Genomic DNA, 500 nt, shown 5'->3' on the forward strand with positions numbered 1-500 from the left:
GGCGTCGATCTCCACCGCCACACTGTCACCGCGATAGCTCGCCACCCGCGGCCGCGGCCGGTCGGTCGGCAACCGCAGTTGTTCGGGCAGCCCGGCCAGCTCGTCCCGCCAATACGCCAGCTGCCGCGACACCACACTGTCGGGATCGGTGTGCTCACCCAACAGTTGCCGCTGCCACAGCGTGTAGTCCACGTACTGCACCGGCAGCGGCGCCCACTCCGGGCTGCGGTCGTGGATGCGTGTGGTGTAGGCGCCGGCCAGATCCCGCAGCAACGGCGCCAACGACCACCCGTCCCCGGCGATATGGTGGATCAGCAGCAGTAGCACGTACTCGCCGCGGGTATGGTCGTCCTCGCCCGGGCCGGTGCAGCGGAACACACTCGCCCGCACCGGGATCTGCGCCGACAGGTCGAACGTATACCATGCCGCCGCGGCCACCGCCGCCTCCATGTCCACGACTTCCGCCTCGGCCACTTCCACCGGCACCTCGAATTGCCCGA

1 protein-coding gene is annotated in these 500 nt (G+C 69.6%); it reads right to left on the bottom strand.

The features are described 5' to 3' along the window. Window positions 1-474: condensation domain-containing protein (locus ACX4ZE_RS23045; protein WP_480275561.1), on the bottom strand; the 474-nt coding region annotated here is incomplete at its 3' end. Window positions 475-500 lie beyond the last annotated feature (26 nt).

The organism is Nocardia sp. TBRC8007 (genome assembly GCF_056629435.1).